Source organism: Pseudoalteromonas sp. APC 3694 (assembly GCF_030407565.1).
GTDB lineage: Bacteria > Pseudomonadota > Gammaproteobacteria > Enterobacterales > Alteromonadaceae > Pseudoalteromonas > Pseudoalteromonas tetraodonis.
Map to the genome: position 1 here is coordinate 1 of NZ_JASDDE010000131.1, position 925 is coordinate 925.

Sequence of the window (925 nt, forward strand, 5' to 3'; positions counted from 1 at the left end):
AAGCGATCAAAGTTAATGCAATTGGGTGATCAAAGCTGGAGAGAATATGCAATTAATTTCGGTTTTGGAGTAGCCTATAGACCTTGAACTAACTCGCTTATGTATTGTTACTATTGTTTTTTCTTTTTTACTTACCTTTAGTAGATAGTAGATCGCTTTATCGCTCATTGTTCTTGGAATTAACTCGTTTATGAAGTGATGGTCTGCTGACTCAAGTATTGTTGCACTTGGCTGCTTTCGAGCTAAGTACTTTTCAGAAACCCAATGTTGAATGTTTTTGTCATGGAAATATATTCTTGCCCAACCGTTTTTTAATTCAACTACTTCTACGCCTTGTCTAAAAATTTTTTTACTTACAATATCCCCATTGATCGAGGGAGAGCTGCGTACATTTAATTTTTTTATAGTTACGTAGTTGATACCTAATTCAATTTCTGCTGATAAACAGCTTGTAGAAAAAATAAGGAAGATAGATAAAATAATACGGATTAGCATAGTTATTCCTTTAACCATTAGCAGGCTTTGATAAGTCATTATAAGATTGCTTCTTAAAATACACCAAGATCCATTTTTAATGCAAAGTAAATATAGAAGCATCTATGTTATTAAGTTAGTTCAGCTGCAAAACGCGAATTTGAACCCACACAAAAACAAATTGTAACAACAATGGTAACAACAAGTGGTTTCTTGTAGGTGGGTTTTGTTATTTTTCAGTTGGTTATATGTTTAGTTAAGATTCCCCCAGCCCACCAATAACGGTTTTTAAATTCGTTTGTTTAAAAACCCTAAAAAACCCGCAGCTTGAGCAATCAAGTCGCGGGTTTTTTTATGGCTGAAATTATTGAATTTATTGTGCTTTGGTTTATCTTGCGCTGACCGCTGACCGCTGACCGCTGACCGCTGACCGCTGACCGCTGACCGCTGA

At 35.6% G+C, this 925-nt stretch carries 1 protein-coding gene; it reads right to left on the minus strand.

What is annotated here, in order from left to right; translation table 11 throughout:
- Positions 1 to 12: 12 nt before the first annotated feature.
- Positions 13 to 495, minus strand: coding sequence for an SH3 domain-containing protein (locus tag QMA00_RS18840; RefSeq protein ID WP_139336486.1), 483 nt, complete (start codon positions 493 to 495; stop codon positions 13 to 15).
- Positions 496 to 925 lie beyond the last annotated feature (430 nt).